This window comes from Nocardia donostiensis (genome assembly GCF_002081715.1).
GTDB classification, from domain to species: Bacteria; Actinomycetota; Actinomycetes; order Mycobacteriales; family Mycobacteriaceae; genus Nocardia; species Nocardia donostiensis.
On sequence record NZ_MUKP01000022.1, the window covers coordinates 43,852 to 58,395 of the forward strand.

The 14,544-nt window shown below is 69.1% G+C and carries 16 protein-coding genes; 13 read left to right on the top strand and 3 right to left on the bottom strand.

What is annotated here, in order from left to right; genetic code table 11:
* Nucleotides 1-102 precede the first annotated feature (102 nt).
* The 8 genes from hisD (at nt 103) to hisI (ending at nt 6,814) form a co-directional block, all read left to right on the top strand.
* Entirely contained in the window at nt 103-1,440 is a 1,338-nt protein-coding gene (hisD, locus tag B0T44_RS15870; protein ID WP_077119891.1) for a histidinol dehydrogenase, read from the top strand.
* On the top strand, nt 1,437-2,579 hold the full coding sequence (locus B0T44_RS15875; protein ID WP_077119893.1) for a histidinol-phosphate transaminase: 1,143 nt from the start codon (nt 1,437-1,439) through the stop codon (nt 2,577-2,579). Before hisD ends, B0T44_RS15875 begins: the two co-directional genes overlap by 4 nt.
* A gap of 17 nt (nt 2,580-2,596) precedes the next feature.
* Complete coding sequence (gene hisB / locus B0T44_RS15880) at nt 2,597-3,229, top strand: imidazoleglycerol-phosphate dehydratase HisB (RefSeq protein ID WP_139347941.1); 633 nt, start codon at nt 2,597-2,599, stop codon at nt 3,227-3,229.
* Entirely contained in the window at nt 3,226-3,861 is a 636-nt protein-coding gene (hisH, locus tag B0T44_RS15885; RefSeq protein WP_077119897.1) for an imidazole glycerol phosphate synthase subunit HisH, read from the top strand. The genes hisB and hisH overlap by 4 nt, the downstream gene beginning before the upstream one ends.
* A 231-nt stretch (nt 3,862-4,092) precedes the next feature.
* Entirely contained in the window at nt 4,093-4,824 is a 732-nt protein-coding gene (gene priA / locus B0T44_RS15895; protein ID WP_077119901.1) for a bifunctional 1-(5-phosphoribosyl)-5-((5-phosphoribosylamino)methylideneamino)imidazole-4-carboxamide isomerase/phosphoribosylanthranilate isomerase PriA, read from the top strand.
* Nucleotides 4,825-4,849: 25 nt separating this feature from the next.
* A complete protein-coding gene (locus B0T44_RS15900; RefSeq protein WP_077119903.1) occupies nt 4,850-5,665 on the top strand; it encodes an inositol monophosphatase family protein in 816 nt (271 codons plus the stop codon).
* 4 nt (nt 5,666-5,669) lie between these two features.
* Nucleotides 5,670-6,443 carry an imidazole glycerol phosphate synthase subunit HisF gene (hisF, locus tag B0T44_RS15905; RefSeq protein ID WP_077119905.1) on the top strand — a complete coding sequence of 258 codons (774 nt, stop codon included), beginning with the start codon at nt 5,670-5,672 and terminating at the stop codon, nt 6,441-6,443.
* Between the two features lie 23 nt (nt 6,444-6,466).
* Nucleotides 6,467-6,814: a phosphoribosyl-AMP cyclohydrolase gene (hisI, locus tag B0T44_RS15910; protein ID WP_077119907.1), complete on the top strand. Its 348-nt coding sequence runs from the start codon at nt 6,467-6,469 to the stop codon at nt 6,812-6,814.
* A gap of 8 nt (nt 6,815-6,822) precedes the next feature.
* Here hisI and B0T44_RS15915 read toward each other — a convergent pair whose 3' ends face one another.
* From B0T44_RS15915 to B0T44_RS15925, 3 genes are all read right to left on the bottom strand, one after another.
* Nucleotides 6,823-7,302, bottom strand: a complete 480-nt coding sequence (locus B0T44_RS15915; protein WP_077119909.1) for a MarR family winged helix-turn-helix transcriptional regulator — start codon at nt 7,300-7,302, stop codon at nt 6,823-6,825.
* Nucleotides 7,303-7,419: 117 nt separating this feature from the next.
* Nucleotides 7,420-7,989 (bottom strand): permease, encoded by a 570-nt coding sequence (locus B0T44_RS15920; RefSeq protein WP_077119911.1) that lies wholly within the window; start codon nt 7,987-7,989, stop codon nt 7,420-7,422.
* A 172-nt stretch (nt 7,990-8,161) separates the two neighbouring features.
* Nucleotides 8,162-8,626 (bottom strand): peroxiredoxin, encoded by a 465-nt coding sequence (locus B0T44_RS15925; protein WP_077119913.1) that lies wholly within the window; start codon nt 8,624-8,626, stop codon nt 8,162-8,164.
* A 76-nt stretch (nt 8,627-8,702) separates the two neighbouring features.
* On the opposite strand from B0T44_RS15925, the gene B0T44_RS15930 reads away from it, so the two are divergent.
* The 5 genes from B0T44_RS15930 to trpA all read left to right on the top strand — a co-directional run bounded on the left by B0T44_RS15930 (nt 8,703) and on the right by trpA (nt 14,528).
* Nucleotides 8,703-10,328: an anthranilate synthase component I gene (locus tag B0T44_RS15930; RefSeq protein ID WP_245839560.1), complete on the top strand. Its 1,626-nt coding sequence runs from the start codon at nt 8,703-8,705 to the stop codon at nt 10,326-10,328.
* Complete coding sequence (locus tag B0T44_RS15935; RefSeq protein WP_254854230.1) at nt 10,325-11,260, top strand: TIGR02234 family membrane protein; 936 nt, start codon at nt 10,325-10,327, stop codon at nt 11,258-11,260. The genes B0T44_RS15930 and B0T44_RS15935 overlap by 4 nt, the downstream gene beginning before the upstream one ends.
* Before the next feature lie 339 nt (nt 11,261-11,599).
* A complete protein-coding gene (gene trpC, locus B0T44_RS15940) occupies nt 11,600-12,418 on the top strand; it encodes an indole-3-glycerol phosphate synthase TrpC (RefSeq protein WP_077119915.1) in 819 nt (272 codons plus the stop codon).
* On the top strand, nt 12,415-13,731 hold the full coding sequence (gene trpB / locus B0T44_RS15945) for a tryptophan synthase subunit beta (protein ID WP_245839561.1): 1,317 nt from the start codon (nt 12,415-12,417) through the stop codon (nt 13,729-13,731). The genes trpC and trpB overlap by 4 nt, the downstream gene beginning before the upstream one ends.
* Nucleotides 13,728-14,528: a tryptophan synthase subunit alpha gene (trpA, locus tag B0T44_RS15950; RefSeq protein WP_077119917.1), complete on the top strand. Its 801-nt coding sequence runs from the start codon at nt 13,728-13,730 to the stop codon at nt 14,526-14,528. The genes trpB and trpA overlap by 4 nt, the downstream gene beginning before the upstream one ends.
* The last annotated feature ends 16 nt before the right edge of the window (nt 14,529-14,544 follow it).

Here is a 14,544-nt window from a genome sequence, read left to right on the forward strand (position 1 = left end):
GCGGACCGGGGCGCGCGGATAACCGGTGGTATCGGACCGATAGGCTGGTAGCGGCAACTTTCCCGTTGCGTTCACCAGCTGCAGACAAGGATCGACACCGATATGACATCCCGCATCGAGCTCGCCCGCGTCGATTTGCGCGGTCGTACTCCTTCCGCCGCCGAGCTGCGCACCGCGCTGCCGCGCGGGGGAGTCGACGTGGACTCGGTGCTGCATCATGTGCGACCGGTAGTGGACGCGGTGCGTGAACGAGGCGCCGCGGCGGCCCTGGAGTTCGGGGCGAGATTCGACGGCGTCACCCCGGACGCGGTCCGGGTGCCCGAGCAGGAACTGGCCGCCGCGCTGGACGGGCTGGACCCGGCGGTGCGCGCTGCGCTGGAGGTCGCGATCGAACGCACCCGCGCCGTGCACGCCGATCAGCGGCGCACCGACACCACCACCGAGGTGGTGCCCGGTGGCACGGTCACCGAACGCTGGGTGCCGGTGCAGCGGGTGGGCCTGTACGTTCCCGGCGGTAACGCCGTCTACCCGTCCAGTGTCGTGATGAACGTGGTGCCCGCGCAGGCGGCGGGCGTCGAATCGCTGGTGGTGGCCTCGCCGCCGCAGCAGCGGTTCGGCGGGCTCCCGCACCCCACCATCCTGGCCGCGGCGCGCCTGCTCGGCGTCACCGAGGTGTGGGCGGTCGGCGGGGCGCAGGCGGTGGCGTTGCTCACCTACGGCGGAACCGATACCGACGATGCCGCGCTGGAACCGGTCGACCTGATCACCGGGCCCGGCAATATCTACGTGACCGCCGCCAAACGGCTCTGCCGCGGCCTGGTCGGCATCGATGCCGAAGCCGGCCCCACCGAGATCGCCGTCCTCGCCGACGCCACTGCCGACCCGGTGCATGTGGCCGCCGACCTGATCAGCCAGGCCGAACACGATGTGCTCGCGGCCAGCGTCCTGGTCACCGACAGCACCCGGCTGGCCGACGCCGTGGACGCCGCGATCAATGCCCAGCTCGCGGTCGTCAAACACTCCGAACGGGTCACCGCCGCGCTGACCGGCAGCCAGTCGGCGACCGTGCTGGTCGACGATATCGATCAAGGGTTGCGCGTGGTCGACGCCTACGCCGCCGAACATCTCGAGATCCAGACCGCCGACGCCGCCGCCGTCGCCGCCCGGGTCCGCAACGCGGGCGCGGTTTTCGTCGGCCCGTACGCACCGGTCAGCCTCGGCGACTACTGCGCGGGCTCCAACCATGTGCTGCCCACCGCGGGTTGCGCACGGCATTCATCGGGCCTGAGCGTGCAGACATTCCTGCGCGGCATCCACGTCGTCGACTACTCCGAGGCCGCATTGAAGGATGTTGCCGGTCATGTGGTTGCCTTGGCTGACGCTGAGGACTTGCCAGCGCACGGCCAGGCCGTGCGGGTGCGTTTCGAGGCGCTGTCATGACCGGAACCGCACCGCCGACCACCGTCCCCGGTGCCGGTATCGGGCTCGACGCGCTGCCGTTGCGCGACAACCTCCGCGGTAAACAGCCATACGGCGCGCCCCAGCTGGCGGTACCGGTGCAGCTCAACACCAACGAGAACCCGCACCCACCCAGTCGCGCCCTGGTCGACGATGTCGCCGAATCCATTCGTGCCGTCGCCGCCGACCTACATCGCTACCCCGACCGGGACGCGGTCGCGCTGCGCACCGACCTGGCCGCATACCTGACCCGGCAGACCGGTTTCGCGGTCACCGCGGCCAATGTGTGGGCCGCCAACGGCTCCAACGAAATCTTGCAGCAGCTGCTGCAGGCGTTCGGCGGTCCGGGTAGGCGGGCGCTGGGGTTCGTGCCCTCGTATTCGATGCATCCGATCATCAGTGAGGGCATCGATACCGAATGGGTCACCGCGCAACGCGCCGCCGATTTCTCCCTCGATATCGACGCGGCGCTGGCCGCGATCACCGAACGCCGCCCCGATGTGGTGTTCGTGACCAGCCCGAACAACCCCACCGGGCACAGTGTCACCGCAGCCGAACTGGCCCGTATCCTCGACGCGGCCCCCGGCATCGTGATCGTGGACGAAGCCTACGGTGAGTTCTCGGCCCAGCCGAGCGCGCTGGCCCTGATCGACCGTTACCCGGCGAAACTCGTGGTCAGCCGCACCATGAGCAAAGCGTTCGCGTTCGCGGGAGGACGGCTCGGTTACCTGGTTGCTGCCCCCGCTGTGATCGACGCGATGCTGTTGGTGCGTCTGCCCTATCACCTGTCGGTGGTCACCCAGGCCGCCGCCCGGGCCGCGTTGCGTCACGCCGACGAAACCCTGGCCGGGGTCGCTGAACTGGCCGCCCAACGGGACCGGGTGGCCACCGCGTTGCAGGAAATGGGCTACGACGTGGTTCCCAGCGATGCCAACTTCCTGCTGTTCGGCCGTTTCGCCGACGCACCGTGCAGCTGGCAGCGCTACCTGGACAACGGGGTGTTGATCCGGGATGTCGGTATCGACGGCTACCTGCGCACCACCATCGGCCTTGCCGCCGAGAACGACGAGTTCCTGCGGGTCAGCAGGCAGCTGGCCGCCACCGAACTCAACCGACGATGACCGATACGGAAGCGAGCATGAACCGAACAGCGCGGGTGGAGCGGACCACCAGGGAATCCAGCATCGTCGTCGAACTGGATCTGGACGGCACCGGCCGCACCGATATCAGCACCGGTGTGCCGTTCTACGACCATATGCTGACCGCGCTCGGCGCCCACGCCAGCTTCGATCTGACCGTGCGCGCCGAGGGCGATATCGAGATCGAGGCTCACCACACCGTCGAAGACACCGCGATCGTCTTCGGTCAGGCGCTGGGCCAGGCCCTCGGCGACAAAAAAGGTATCCGCCGCTTCGGCGACGCCTACATCCCGATGGACGAAACCCTCGCCCATGCCGCTGTCGATGTCTCCGGCCGCCCCTACTGTGTGCACACCGGCGAACCCGAGCACCTGCTGCACGCGGTGATTCCCGGCTCCCCGGTGCCCAGCCGCGGCAGGCCCGGCGCACCGTACTCGACGGTGCTCAACCGGCACGTCTTCGAATCCATCGCGCTCAATGCCCGCATCGCCCTTCATGTGCGGGTGCTCTACGGCCGCGACCAGCATCACGTCACCGAAGCCGAGTTCAAGGCGGTCGCGCGGGCGTTGCGCGCCGCCGTCGAACCCGACCCCCGGGTCAGCGGGGTCCCGTCCACCAAGGGGGCGTTGTGACCGCATCATCGGTTGTGCTGCTGGACTACGGTTCCGGCAACCTGCATTCCGCCGAACGCGCACTCGTCCGGGCCGGAGCGCAGGTGGAGGTGACCGCCGACCCGCAGGCCGCGCTCGCCGCCGACGGCCTGGTGGTGCCTGGTGTCGGTGCGTTCGCGGCCTGTATGGCCGGGCTGCGTGCGGTGCGCGGGGAACGGATCATCGGCCAGCGGCTGGCAGGTTCGCGTCCGGTCCTCGGGATCTGCGTCGGTATGCAGATCCTGTTCGACCGCGGCGTGGAATTCGGTGTCGAAACCGAGGGCTGCGGCGAGTGGCCTGGCACCGTCGACCAGCTCGATGCCCCGGTGCTCCCGCATATGGGGTGGAACACCGTCGACGCTCCCGAAGGCAGCGTGCTGTTCGCTGGAATGGACGCCGACACCCGCTTCTACTTCGTGCACACCTACGCCGCCCGCACCTGGGACCTGCCGCCCAGCGACCACCTGGCCGCACCGAAACTGACCTGGGCCGAACACGGCGGGAAATTCCTGGCCGCCGTGGAGAACGGTGCCCTGTCGGCCACTCAGTTCCATCCGGAGAAGTCCGGCGACGCGGGCGCTCACCTGCTGCGCAACTGGGTGCAGTCGCTGTAGCCGGCCCGGCTGCGGTGTTCTGCGCCGTTCAGGACACTCACCAGTGCCCAGCAGGGCCGTCGAGACCGAGTCCAGCCTCCAGCTCTTGGTGGTGCAGACGGTGTCGAAGTGGTGCAGCTCGCCGAGTATGTACTGCGGGCCGGGATGTCTCCCACTGTTGGCGCCGCTCGCTGTAGGTCTCAACGCGGCCCGCGAGCCCGGCGCGAACTCCGAGCTACTAGGCTGCACGGAGTGAGTCTTGTGCTGCTACCCGCCGTCGATGTCGCCAATGGAGAGGCCGTGCGCCTGGTGCAAGGGGAGGCGGGCAGTGAAACCAGCTACGGGTCGCCCCGCGATGCGGCATTGGCCTGGCAGGAAGCCGGCGCCGAATGGGTGCACCTGGTCGATCTGGATGCAGCGTTCGGCCGCGGGTCCAACCGGGAACTGCTCGCCGAGGTGGTCGGCGAACTCGACGTCGCCGTCGAACTGTCCGGCGGTATTCGCGACGACGAATCGCTGAAGGCCGCGCTCGACACCGGCTGCGCCCGAGTCAATCTGGGCACCGCCGCACTGGAAGACCCGACCTGGTGCGCTCGCGCCATCAGCGAATACGGTGACCGGATCGCCGTGGGTCTGGACGTGCGCATCATCGATGGCGAGCACCGGCTGCGCGGTCGCGGCTGGGTCAGCGACGGTGGCGATCTGTGGGAGGTGCTGGAGCGGCTGGAACGCGACGGCTGCTCGCGCTATGTGGTCACCGACGTCACCAAGGACGGCACCCTCACCGGCCCCAACCTGGATCTGCTGCGCGACGTCTGCGCTGCCACCGATGCCCCTGTGATCGCCTCCGGCGGCGTCTCCACCATCGAAGACCTGGCCGCGATCGCGGGCCTGGTCCCCGAAGGTGTCGAAGGCTCCATCGTCGGCAAGGCCCTCTACGCAGGGCGTTTCACGCTGCCCGAAGCACTGGCTGCGGTGCGCTGAGGCGATTCGACGACAGATTGTTCCGATGACTGAAACCCGCCCCGACCTGCCTGCGCTGCTGGATATCGCCGCCGATGTCCTGGACGCGGCCGGGCAGCGTTTCGTCGAAGGCCTCGGCGCGCCGAGCGCGGTCACCAAGGGCAGAGGCGATTTCGCCACCGAGCTCGACCTCGAACTCGAACGCACCGTCTCCGAACAGCTACGGCAGCGCACCGGGATCGAGGTGCACGGTGAAGAGTTCGGCGGCCCGCAGCTCAGTAGCGGCACCGCCTGGGTGCTCGACCCCATCGACGGCACCTTCAACTATTCGGCAGGCCATCCCATGTCCGGGACACTGCTCGCACTGGTCTGCGACGGCGCACCGGTGCTCGGCCTGACCTGGCTGCCCATGCTCGGTCTGCGTTACGCCGCCTTGGCGGGCGGGCCGCTGCTGATCAACGGCACCGCGCAGCCGCCGCTGGCGCCGGGCAAACTCGCCGAGGCGATGATCGGTTTCGGTGCGTTCAACGTAGACTCCACCGGCCGCATCCCCGGCCGGTTCCGTTTCGACGTGCTCGGTGCGCTGAGCAGGCTGTCGTCCCGCGTGCGGATGCACGGCTCCACCGGGATCGACCTGGCGTTCACCGCATCGGGTGTGCTCGGCGGTGCGATCGTGTTCGGGCACCATCCGTGGGACAACGCGGCCGGTGTCGCGCTGGTGCGCGCCGCGGGCGGTGTGGTGACCGATCTGGCGGGCGAGGACTGGACCATCGAATCGGGATCGGTGCTCGCTGCCGCGCCCGGCGTGCACGAGGAACTGGTCGAGATGATCGCCGCGACGCACAGCGGCAAGGAAGGGTGAGGCTATGCCGGTCGCGGTCCGCGTGATTCCGTGCCTCGATGTCGATGCAGGCCGGGTGGTCAAGGGCGTGCAATTCCAGAACCTGCGCGATGCGGGCGATCCGGTGGAACTTGCCGCCGCCTACGACGCGCAGGGCGCCGACGAACTGACCTTCCTCGACGTCACCGCATCCAGCGGCGACCGGGCCACCATGATCGACGTGGTCACCCGCACCGCCGAACAGATCTTCATCCCGCTCACGGTCGGTGGCGGGGTGCGCACCGTCGACGATGTGGACCGGCTGCTGCGCGCGGGCGCCGACAAGGTCTCGGTCAATACCGCCGCCATCGCCCGCCCCGAGGTGCTGCGCGAGATGTCGCAGCGTTTCGGCTCCCAGTGCATCGTGCTGTCCGTCGACGCGCGCACCGTGCCCGACGGTGCGCCCGCCACCCCGTCGGGCTGGGAGGTCACCACCCACGGCGGCAAACGCGGCACCGGCATCGACGCCGTCGAGTGGGCGGTGCGCGGCGCGGAACTCGGAGTGGGGGAGATCCTGCTCAACTCGATGGACGCCGACGGCACCAAAACCGGTTTCGACCTGCCGATGATCCGTGCGGTGCGCGCCGCGGTGTCCATTCCGGTGATCGCCAGCGGTGGCGCGGGCAAAGCCGAACATTTCGCTCCCGCCGTGCACGCGGGCGCGGACGCGGTGCTCGCCGCCAGCGTGTTCCACTTCGGGGAGCTGACCATCCCGCAGGTCAAGGAAGCCATGCGCGCCGACGACATCGTCATCCGTTAGCGGGAGCGCGGTATAAAGACACCATGAGCCTGGACCCAGCCATCGCCGCCCGCCTCAAACGCAACGAGGCGGGCCTGGTCGCCGCGGTTGTGCAGGAACGCGGCACCGGCAATGTGCTGATGCTGGCGTGGATGGATGAGGAAGCGCTGGCGCGCACCCTGCAAACCCGTAAGGCGACCTACTATTCACGCTCCCGGCAGCAGTACTGGGTCAAAGGGGAAACCTCGGGGCACACTCAATACGTGCATGAAGTGCGGCTGGACTGCGACGGTGACACCGTGCTGCTGGTGGTCGACCAGCAGGGCGCGGCCTGCCACACCGGCACCCACACCTGCTTCGACACCGATATCTTGCTGGCCGCCCGGTCCTGACCGGCGGATCAGCCGTCGCCGGGCGGACCAGGCCGCTCCAAGCCCGCCGCGAGCTGCGCGGCCAGCGCCTCGCCGAGTTCCGCCAGTGTCGCGGTCTGCCCGGCGTCGAGGCCGTCGAAAACCAGCCGCCGCACCGAGTCCAGATATCCCGGAGCGGCCTCGACGACCTTCTTGTAACCGTCGTCGGTCAGCATCGCCTGCACTCCGCGGCGTCCCGGGGTGGTGGTGCGTTCGGCCCAGCCCAGGCGTTCCAGCTTCGACACCACATGCGACAGCCGCGATAGCGATGCGTTTGCCCTGTGTGCGAGCTCACTCATCTGCAGCCGGTGGCCCGGCTCCTCCGACAGCAGCGTCAACACCCAGTACTCGAAGTGGGTAACACCGGATTCGCGCTGTAACTCGGTGTCCAGTGCACCCGGCAGACGGGTCAGCAACGCGACGATCGCACGCCACGCGCGTTGTTCGACAGGGTTCAGCCAGTTCGTCACTGTGCGCCTTCTCTCCAGCCAAGTGACGTGGTCTCGCTTCAACAGTCACCCGCGCCCCTGAGTTTGCCACGGCTTCGCTCGACGGTCGGAACAACCTCACTCCAGTCGTGAGGTCCATCACAGATCGGAAGGTTTCGGCGCCGCCGTCTCCGTGGTTTCCGGGACGGGCCTGCCCGCTTGCCGGTGGCCGCGCCACCGCCGCCGGACCACCAGAAACGTCGCCGCGGCGAAGACCAGCACCGCGAGCAGCGCACCCACCAGCGACGCTCCCCGGAACGCGGGCGCGTCGACGTCCATGATCCGCTCACCCGCATGCGCGGCATTCCCGCCGCCGAGTACGACCGCCAGCGTCATCAGGTTGGGGATCGCGCAGACAACGGCGAGCACACTCGCCCCGCCCGCGATCACCTTGCCGCCGCGCCGCCGCCACATCAGCGCCGCGAACAGCAACAGGAAAAGCGGTACGGCGGTGCACAGCCCGCCGAAGACCAGTCCCCAGCCGATGCCTTTGGCGAAGCTGCCGTTCACCATCTGGCCCACCTGCTGTGCCCACCAGCGCGGGATGAACGCCGCAAGGATGAAATAGGCGATCACCAGCGCGGCGAGGAACACCAGGCCGCCGATGATGCGGTTGCGCCAGGAAATCGTCGAACGCTGCGAATTCGCCGTGCGCTGGGACGAAGTCATGGTTGCCAGCCTAGGCGCGCCGGGCGTCTTGTTTCCGCTGATTCACTCGGCGTTTCCCGGTGGGCGGGACGGCGGGCCGTCGGGAGCAGACCAGCGAGTTCCCGATGTGCGAGCATGTCGCGGCGGTCAGGGGCTGCCGCGGGCGCGAGCCCGGTAGCGGGCTTGTTGCGGATCAGGTTCCCTGGCGCTCGCGCAGCACCCGCAAGGCGGTGTCGGCGTGCCCATGGGCGCGTAGTTCACCGCTGATGACGGCCAGGATGGTCCGGTCCCGGTCGATGACGAAGGTCCGCCGCTTCACCGGCATCAGTGGGCCCAGCAGCCCCCGCTTGACCCCGAACTCGGCGGCCACCGAGCCATCGGCATCCGACAGCAGCGGGTAGCCCAGCCGCTGCGCTGCGGCGAAGCCGGCCTGGGTCGGTACGGCGTCGGTGCTCATCCCGGCGCAGGAGGCGCCCAGCTCGGTGAACTCCGCGGTCAGATCCCGGAAATGGCACGCCTCAGCGGTGCATACCGGGGTGTTGGCGGCCGGGTAGAAGAACAACACGAGCGGGCCCTCGGCGAGCAGTTCCCCGAGAGAACGCACGGTGCCGGACTGGTCGGGGAGCTCGAATTCCGGAGCGAGCTGGCCTATCTGCATACCGGGACACTACCCACCCCACCGCGGCGGGCGGGGTGCGCCGAACGGCCGGTGACCCGACTGGGATGATGGTCGGATGCACGGCGCGTCGACTCCCTCCACCACGACCCGCGAGACCTTCCACGAACTGGCCGCCGCCCACCGGGTGGTCCCGGTGACCAGGAAGGTGCTGGCGGATTCGGAGACCCCGCTGTCGGCCTACCGCAAATTGGCCGGTGACCGGGCGGGGACCTTCCTCTTCGAATCCGCGGAAAACGGGCGCTCCTGGTCGCGATGGTCGTTCATCGGGGCGGGCAGTCCGTCCGCGCTGACCGTCGTCGACGGCGAAGCGACCTGGCTGGGCGCGACGCCCGCGGGCGCACCATCGGGCGGCGACCCGCTAGAGGCGCTGCGCGACACTCTGGAACTGCTGCGCACCGAACGCCTGCCCGGCCTGCCGCCGCTCACCGGCGGCATGGTCGGCTACCTCGGCTACGACGCGGTGCGGCGCATGGAACGGCTGCCCAGTATCGCCGCCGACGATCTGCAGCTGCCGGAAATGGTGCTGCTGCTGGCCACCGACCTCGCCGCATTCGACCATCACGAGGGCGCTATCACCCTCATCGCCAACGCCGTCAACTGGAACGGCACCGCCGAACATGTCGACGAAGCCTACGATGATGCCCTCGCCCGCCTGGACCGGATGACCGCTGCGCTCGCCGCGCCGGCACCCTCCACTGTGTCCACCTTCGACCAGCCAGAACCCGAGTACCGGCGCGCCAGGACCACCGAGGAGTACGGGGCCGGGGTGCGCAGGCTGGTCGAAGAGATCGAGGCGGGCGAAGCGTTCCAGGTGGTGCTGTCGCAACGTTTCGAGATGGACTACGACGGTGCCCCCATCGACCTGTACCGGATGCTGCGGGCGTCCAACCCGAGCCCGTACATGTTCCTGCTGCACATCCCCGACGGCGACGGTGGCACCGCGTTCTCCGTCGTCGGATCCAGCCCCGAATCCCTGGTCACCGTGCAGGACGGGGTGGCGACCACACACCCGATCGCGGGTACCCGCTGGCGCGGCGCCACCGAATCCGACGATCTGCTGCTGGAAAAGGGCCTGCTCGCCGACGAGAAGGAGAACGCCGAACACCTCATGCTCGTCGATCTGGGCCGCAACGACCTCGGCCGGGTCTGCCAGCCCGGCACGGTGCGGGTCACCGAATATCGCCACGTCGAGCGTTACAGCCACGTCATGCACCTGGTGTCCACCGTGACCGGGCGGCTCGCGCCGGGCCGGATCGCCTTGGACGCCGTGCGCGCCTGTTTTCCCGCAGGAACTCTGTCCGGCGCGCCGAAGGTGCGGGCCATGGAGCTGATCGAGGAACTCGAACCCACCCGGCGCGGGGTGTACGGCGGTGTAGTCGGCTACCTCGATTTCGCCGGTGACGCCGATACCGCGATCGCTATTCGCACCGCCCTGCTCAAAGACGGCACCGCCTACGTCCAGGCAGGCGCGGGCGTGGTCGCCGATTCCGAGGCCGAATACGAGGACACCGAGTCACGGAACAAGGCGATGGCCGTGCTGCGTGCCGTTGCCGCCGCGGAAACCGTCCGTGCTTTCGGCGAGTCCGCGTACCGTCCGGACGGGCAGGCGAAATCGCCGGGGCAGGCGGTCCTGGCCGGCAACAGAAAGAATGGCGCGAAGGCAGCAAGAGGCACGTCATGACCAGCTCGGACGCAGCACCGGCCCCCGATCCGCGCCGGCGGCACCCCGAACGAGCCGAGCCGATGCCGCCCGGCCCGAGCGCGAGCGGCGAGGCTGATCCGCAGGACGCTCAGCATGCCGACCGCGTGACTCCAACCGCCGCCGACTCCGCTGATGATGTGGCAGCCGCTGCACCGGCGCGCCGGTACCCGGTCGGCGCCATCGTGCTGCTCGCGGTGGCCGCGGCCGCCCTCTGGGGCGCGTCCCGGCTGACCTGGGTCACCGTCATGTCCTCGGACGGGCTCACCGAACCGCGGACCGACCACCTGGGCGGCGGCGTCTGGTTCGCCGCGCTCACGCCGCTGGCGCTGGTGCTGCTCGCGGCGATCGCTGCGGTGCTGGCCACCCGCGGTTGGCTGCGCCGCCTGGTCGGCGTGGTAGTTGCGCTGGTGGCCGCCGTGACGGCGGTGCCGGCGCTCGCGCTGCTCACCGGTTCCGGCGCCACCGCCGAACGCGCCGCTACGCTGGCCGAGCTACCGGGCCGGGCGCATGTCGACGAGGTGGTGACCGCGAACGGTCCCCCCGTGCTCACCGTCGTGGGTGCTCTCGCGGCGTTCGCGGCAGGCGTGCTGCTGGCCAGGATGTCCGAGCGCACCGCGCGATTGTCCGGCAAATACGACAACCCGGTATTCCGGCGCGCCGCCGCCACCGATCTGGTGACAGGTCGTGCCGCCGGTCCGGCAGGCTCGGCAGGGGCGAACGAACCGCTGTCGGAACGCGTGCTGTGGGATGCCCTCGACGCGGGCACCGACCCCACCGACCAAAACCCGGAGAATCCCGGCACCGCAGCGGGCACCGGCCCCACCGGCCCTACTGGCCCCACTGTGGAGGCAGGTAGCATCGACGAGGTGGATCGGCCCGGCTCCCAGAAGGGTGGCCGGGAGACGCGGTGATGCGACCTTCCGCGCCGTGGATCGTTCTGGGGAACAATGCCGCAAGGCGGACAGTGGGCTGGGGTGCACTGTGCCTGCTGCGTGGGGAAAGCGGGCCGCACCGGTGGGTACCGCATCGAAATCGCGGGCCGTGTGGTCGGCGCGCAGGTGGGTGTGGCGAGCCGTAATGGGAGTTGACCTGTTACGCCAGCACATCACAGGGGTGCCCGCAACCCTCCTGTCAACCCCGGATCGAACCCGTCACATCGTCCCAATTACTCTTGATCAGCATCGGTGAGACAGCGCCTGGGGGAATTCTCAGGCAGTAACCAGCGTCTCCCCAGAAAGGATTCGAGCCAGATGACGGTACTCGACTCGATTCTCGACGGGGTCCGCGCGGATGTGGCCACTCGGGAAGCCCTGGTGGATTTCCCGGCGATCAAAGCGGCCGCAGCCGCCGCGCCGCCGCCGCTGGACGCGAAGGCCGCCCTGCTCGAAGACGGCATCGGTGTGATCGCCGAGGTGAAACGGGCCAGCCCCTCCAAGGGCGCGCTGGCCGCGATCACCGACCCGGCCAGCCTTGCCAAGGCCTATGAAGACGGCGGAGCGCGCATCATCAGTGTCCTCACCGAGGGACGTCGGTTCCATGGTTCTCTCGACGACCTGGACGCCGTCCGCGCCACCGTGAACACCCCGGTGCTGCGCAAGGATTTCGTGGTTGGCCCGTACCAGATCCATGAGGCGCGTGCGCACGGCGCCGACGTCATCCTGCTGATCGTGGCTGCGCTGGAACAGGACACGCTCAGCTCACTCATCGACCGCACCGAATCGCTCGGGATGACGGCCCTGGTCGAGGTGCACACCGAGGAGGAAGCCGACCGCGCGCTGAACGCGGGCGCCACGGTGATCGGCGTCAACGCCCGCAACCTCAAAACCCTCGAGGTGGATCGCGACTGCTTCGCCCGGATCGCGCCCGGTCTGCCGACCGAGGTCGTGCGGATCGCCGAGTCCGGGGTGCGCGGCACCGCCGACCTGCTGGCCTATGCCGGTGCGGGCGCTGACGCGGTGCTGGTCGGCGAGGGCCTGGTGACCAGCGGTGATCCGCGTGCCGCGGTATCGGAGCTGGTGACTGCGGGCACCCACCCGTCCTGCCCCAAACCGGCGCGCCGGGGCCGATGATGGGGGCCGACGACATCCGGCCCGGCGCCGAGCTGCCCCGGGCCAGCGCCGGTCTGTCCCAGCGCACCGGCCACGAACCTGACCCGGGCGGGCATTTCGGCGTCTACGGCGGCAGACATGTGCCCGAGGCGTTGATGGCGGTGATCGAAGAGGTCACCGCCGAATACGACAAAGCCCGGATCGACCCGGCGTTCCTCAACGAACTGGACCGGCTGCAGCGCGACTACACCGGCCGCCCCTCGCCGGTGTACGAATGCCTCCGGCTGTCCGAGCATGCGGGCGGTGCACGCATCCTGCTCAAACGCGAGGACCTCAACCACACCGGCTCGCACAAGATCAACAATGTGCTGGGTCAGGCGCTGCTGGCCAAGCGGATGGGCAAGACCCGGATCATCGCCGAAACCGGCGCGGGTCAGCACGGTGTCGCCACCGCAACGGCTTGCGCCCTGCTCGGGCTCGACTGCGTGGTCTACATGGGTGCCGTCGACACCGCCCGGCAGGCACTGAATGTGGCCCGCATGCGGCTGCTGGGCGCCGAGGTCGTCTCGGTGACCCTCGGCTCGCAGACCCTCAAGGACGCCATCAACGAAGCGCTGCGCGACTGGGTCTCCCACGCCGAGGACACCTACTACTGTTTCGGCACCGCCGCCGGGCCACATCCCTTCCCGGCCATGGTGCGCGATTTCCAGCGCATCGTCGGCTTGGAGGCGCGCGCGCAGGTGCGTGCGCTGACCGGCAGGCTGCCCGACGCGGTCGCCGCCTGTGTGGGTGGCGGCTCCAATGCGATCGGCATCTTCCATCCGTTCATCGACGACGCAGGCGTCCGGCTCGTCGGCTTCGAAGCAGCGGGCGACGGGGTGGAAACCGGCAGGCATGCGGCCACCTTCACCGGCGGCTCGCCCGGCGCATTCCAGGGCGCGTACTCGTATCTGCTGCAGGACGAGGACGGCCAGACCATCGAATCGCATTCGATCTCCGCGGGTCTGGACTATCCCGGTGTCGGCCCCGAACACGCCCACCTCAAGGACACCGGCCGCGCCGAATACCGGCCGGTCACCGATACCGCCGCGATGGATGCGCTGCTGCTGCTCAGCCGCGCCGAAGGCATCATCCCGGCGATCGAATCCGCGCACGCGGTGGCAGGTGCGCTGGAACTCGGCAAAGAACTCGGCTCCGGCGCAATCATTCTGGTGAACCTGTCCGGCCGCGGCGACAAGGATATGGACACCGCGGCCCGCTGGTTCGGGCTGATCGACGCCGAACCCGGCAGCGACGCATCCGGAGACTACAGCGGTAAGGAGAACAACCGGTGAGCACCCCGTCCCGACTCGCCGGAACCTTCGCCGCCTGCCGCAACGACAACCGCGCCGCGCTCATCGGTTATATGCCTGCAGGCTATCCGGATCTGTCCGGCTCCGTCGACGTATGCCGGGCCATGGTCGAAGCCGGTTGCGACATCATCGAAGTCGGCGTGGCCTATTCCGATCCGGTGATGGACGGGCCGACCATTCAGGCCGCCGCGGAGCAAGCGCTGCGCGGCGGCGTGCGGGTGCGTGACGTGTTCTCGGTGGTGGAGTCGATCACCGCTGCCGGTGCGCAGGCGGTGGTGATGAGCTACTGGAACCCGGTGCTCAAATACGGTGTCGACCGGTTCGCCCGCGACCTGGCCGCCGCGGGCGGCGCGGGCATCATCACGCCGAACCTGATCCCCGACGAAGCCGACGAATGGTTCGCCGCCTCCGCCGCGCACGATCTGGATCGCATCTTCCTGGTTGCCCCGTCGTCTACCGAGGAACGCCTCGTCTCCACCATCGAGGCGAGTTCCGGGTTCGTGTACGCGGCCTCCACGATGGGTGTCACCGGTGCCCGCGATGCAGTGTCGTCGATGGCGCCGCAACTGTGCGGCCGCATCCGCGCTCACAGCGATATCCCGATCGGCGTCGGACTCGGTGTGCGCTCCGGCGCCCAGGCAGCTGAAATCGCCACCTACGCCGACGGAGTGATCGTCGGCTCGGCGATCGTCAGCGCCGTCCCCGCCGGGTTGGACGCGGTCCGCGCGATAACGCGCGAACTCGCCGAGGGTGTGCGCTCGGCGGCGGTCGCTACCTAGCCGAACCCGGACACGG

Bases quoted from the DNA above. Each gene is read 5' to 3' on its own strand.
- hisD (WP_077119891.1), top strand. From the start codon at position 103: ATGACATCCCGCATCGAGCTCGCCCGCGTCGATTTGCGCGGTCGTACT.
- B0T44_RS15875 (WP_077119893.1), top strand. From the start codon at position 1,437: ATGACCGGAACCGCACCGCCGACCACCGTCCCCGGTGCCGGTATCGGG.
- hisB (WP_139347941.1), top strand. From the start codon at position 2,597: ATGAACCGAACAGCGCGGGTGGAGCGGACCACCAGGGAATCCAGCATC.
- B0T44_RS15900 (WP_077119903.1), top strand. From the start codon at position 4,850: ATGACTGAAACCCGCCCCGACCTGCCTGCGCTGCTGGATATCGCCGCC.
- hisF (WP_077119905.1), top strand. From the start codon at position 5,670: ATGCCGGTCGCGGTCCGCGTGATTCCGTGCCTCGATGTCGATGCAGGC.
- hisI (WP_077119907.1), top strand. From the start codon at position 6,467: ATGAGCCTGGACCCAGCCATCGCCGCCCGCCTCAAACGCAACGAGGCG.
- B0T44_RS15920 (WP_077119911.1), bottom strand. From the start codon at position 7,989: ATGACTTCGTCCCAGCGCACGGCGAATTCGCAGCGTTCGACGATTTCC.
- B0T44_RS15925 (WP_077119913.1), bottom strand. From the start codon at position 8,626: ATGCAGATAGGCCAGCTCGCTCCGGAATTCGAGCTCCCCGACCAGTCC.
- B0T44_RS15930 (WP_245839560.1), top strand. From the start codon at position 8,703: ATGCACGGCGCGTCGACTCCCTCCACCACGACCCGCGAGACCTTCCAC.
- B0T44_RS15935 (WP_254854230.1), top strand. From the start codon at position 10,325: ATGACCAGCTCGGACGCAGCACCGGCCCCCGATCCGCGCCGGCGGCAC.
- trpC (WP_077119915.1), top strand. From the start codon at position 11,600: ATGACGGTACTCGACTCGATTCTCGACGGGGTCCGCGCGGATGTGGCC.
- trpB (WP_245839561.1), top strand. From the start codon at position 12,415: ATGATGGGGGCCGACGACATCCGGCCCGGCGCCGAGCTGCCCCGGGCC.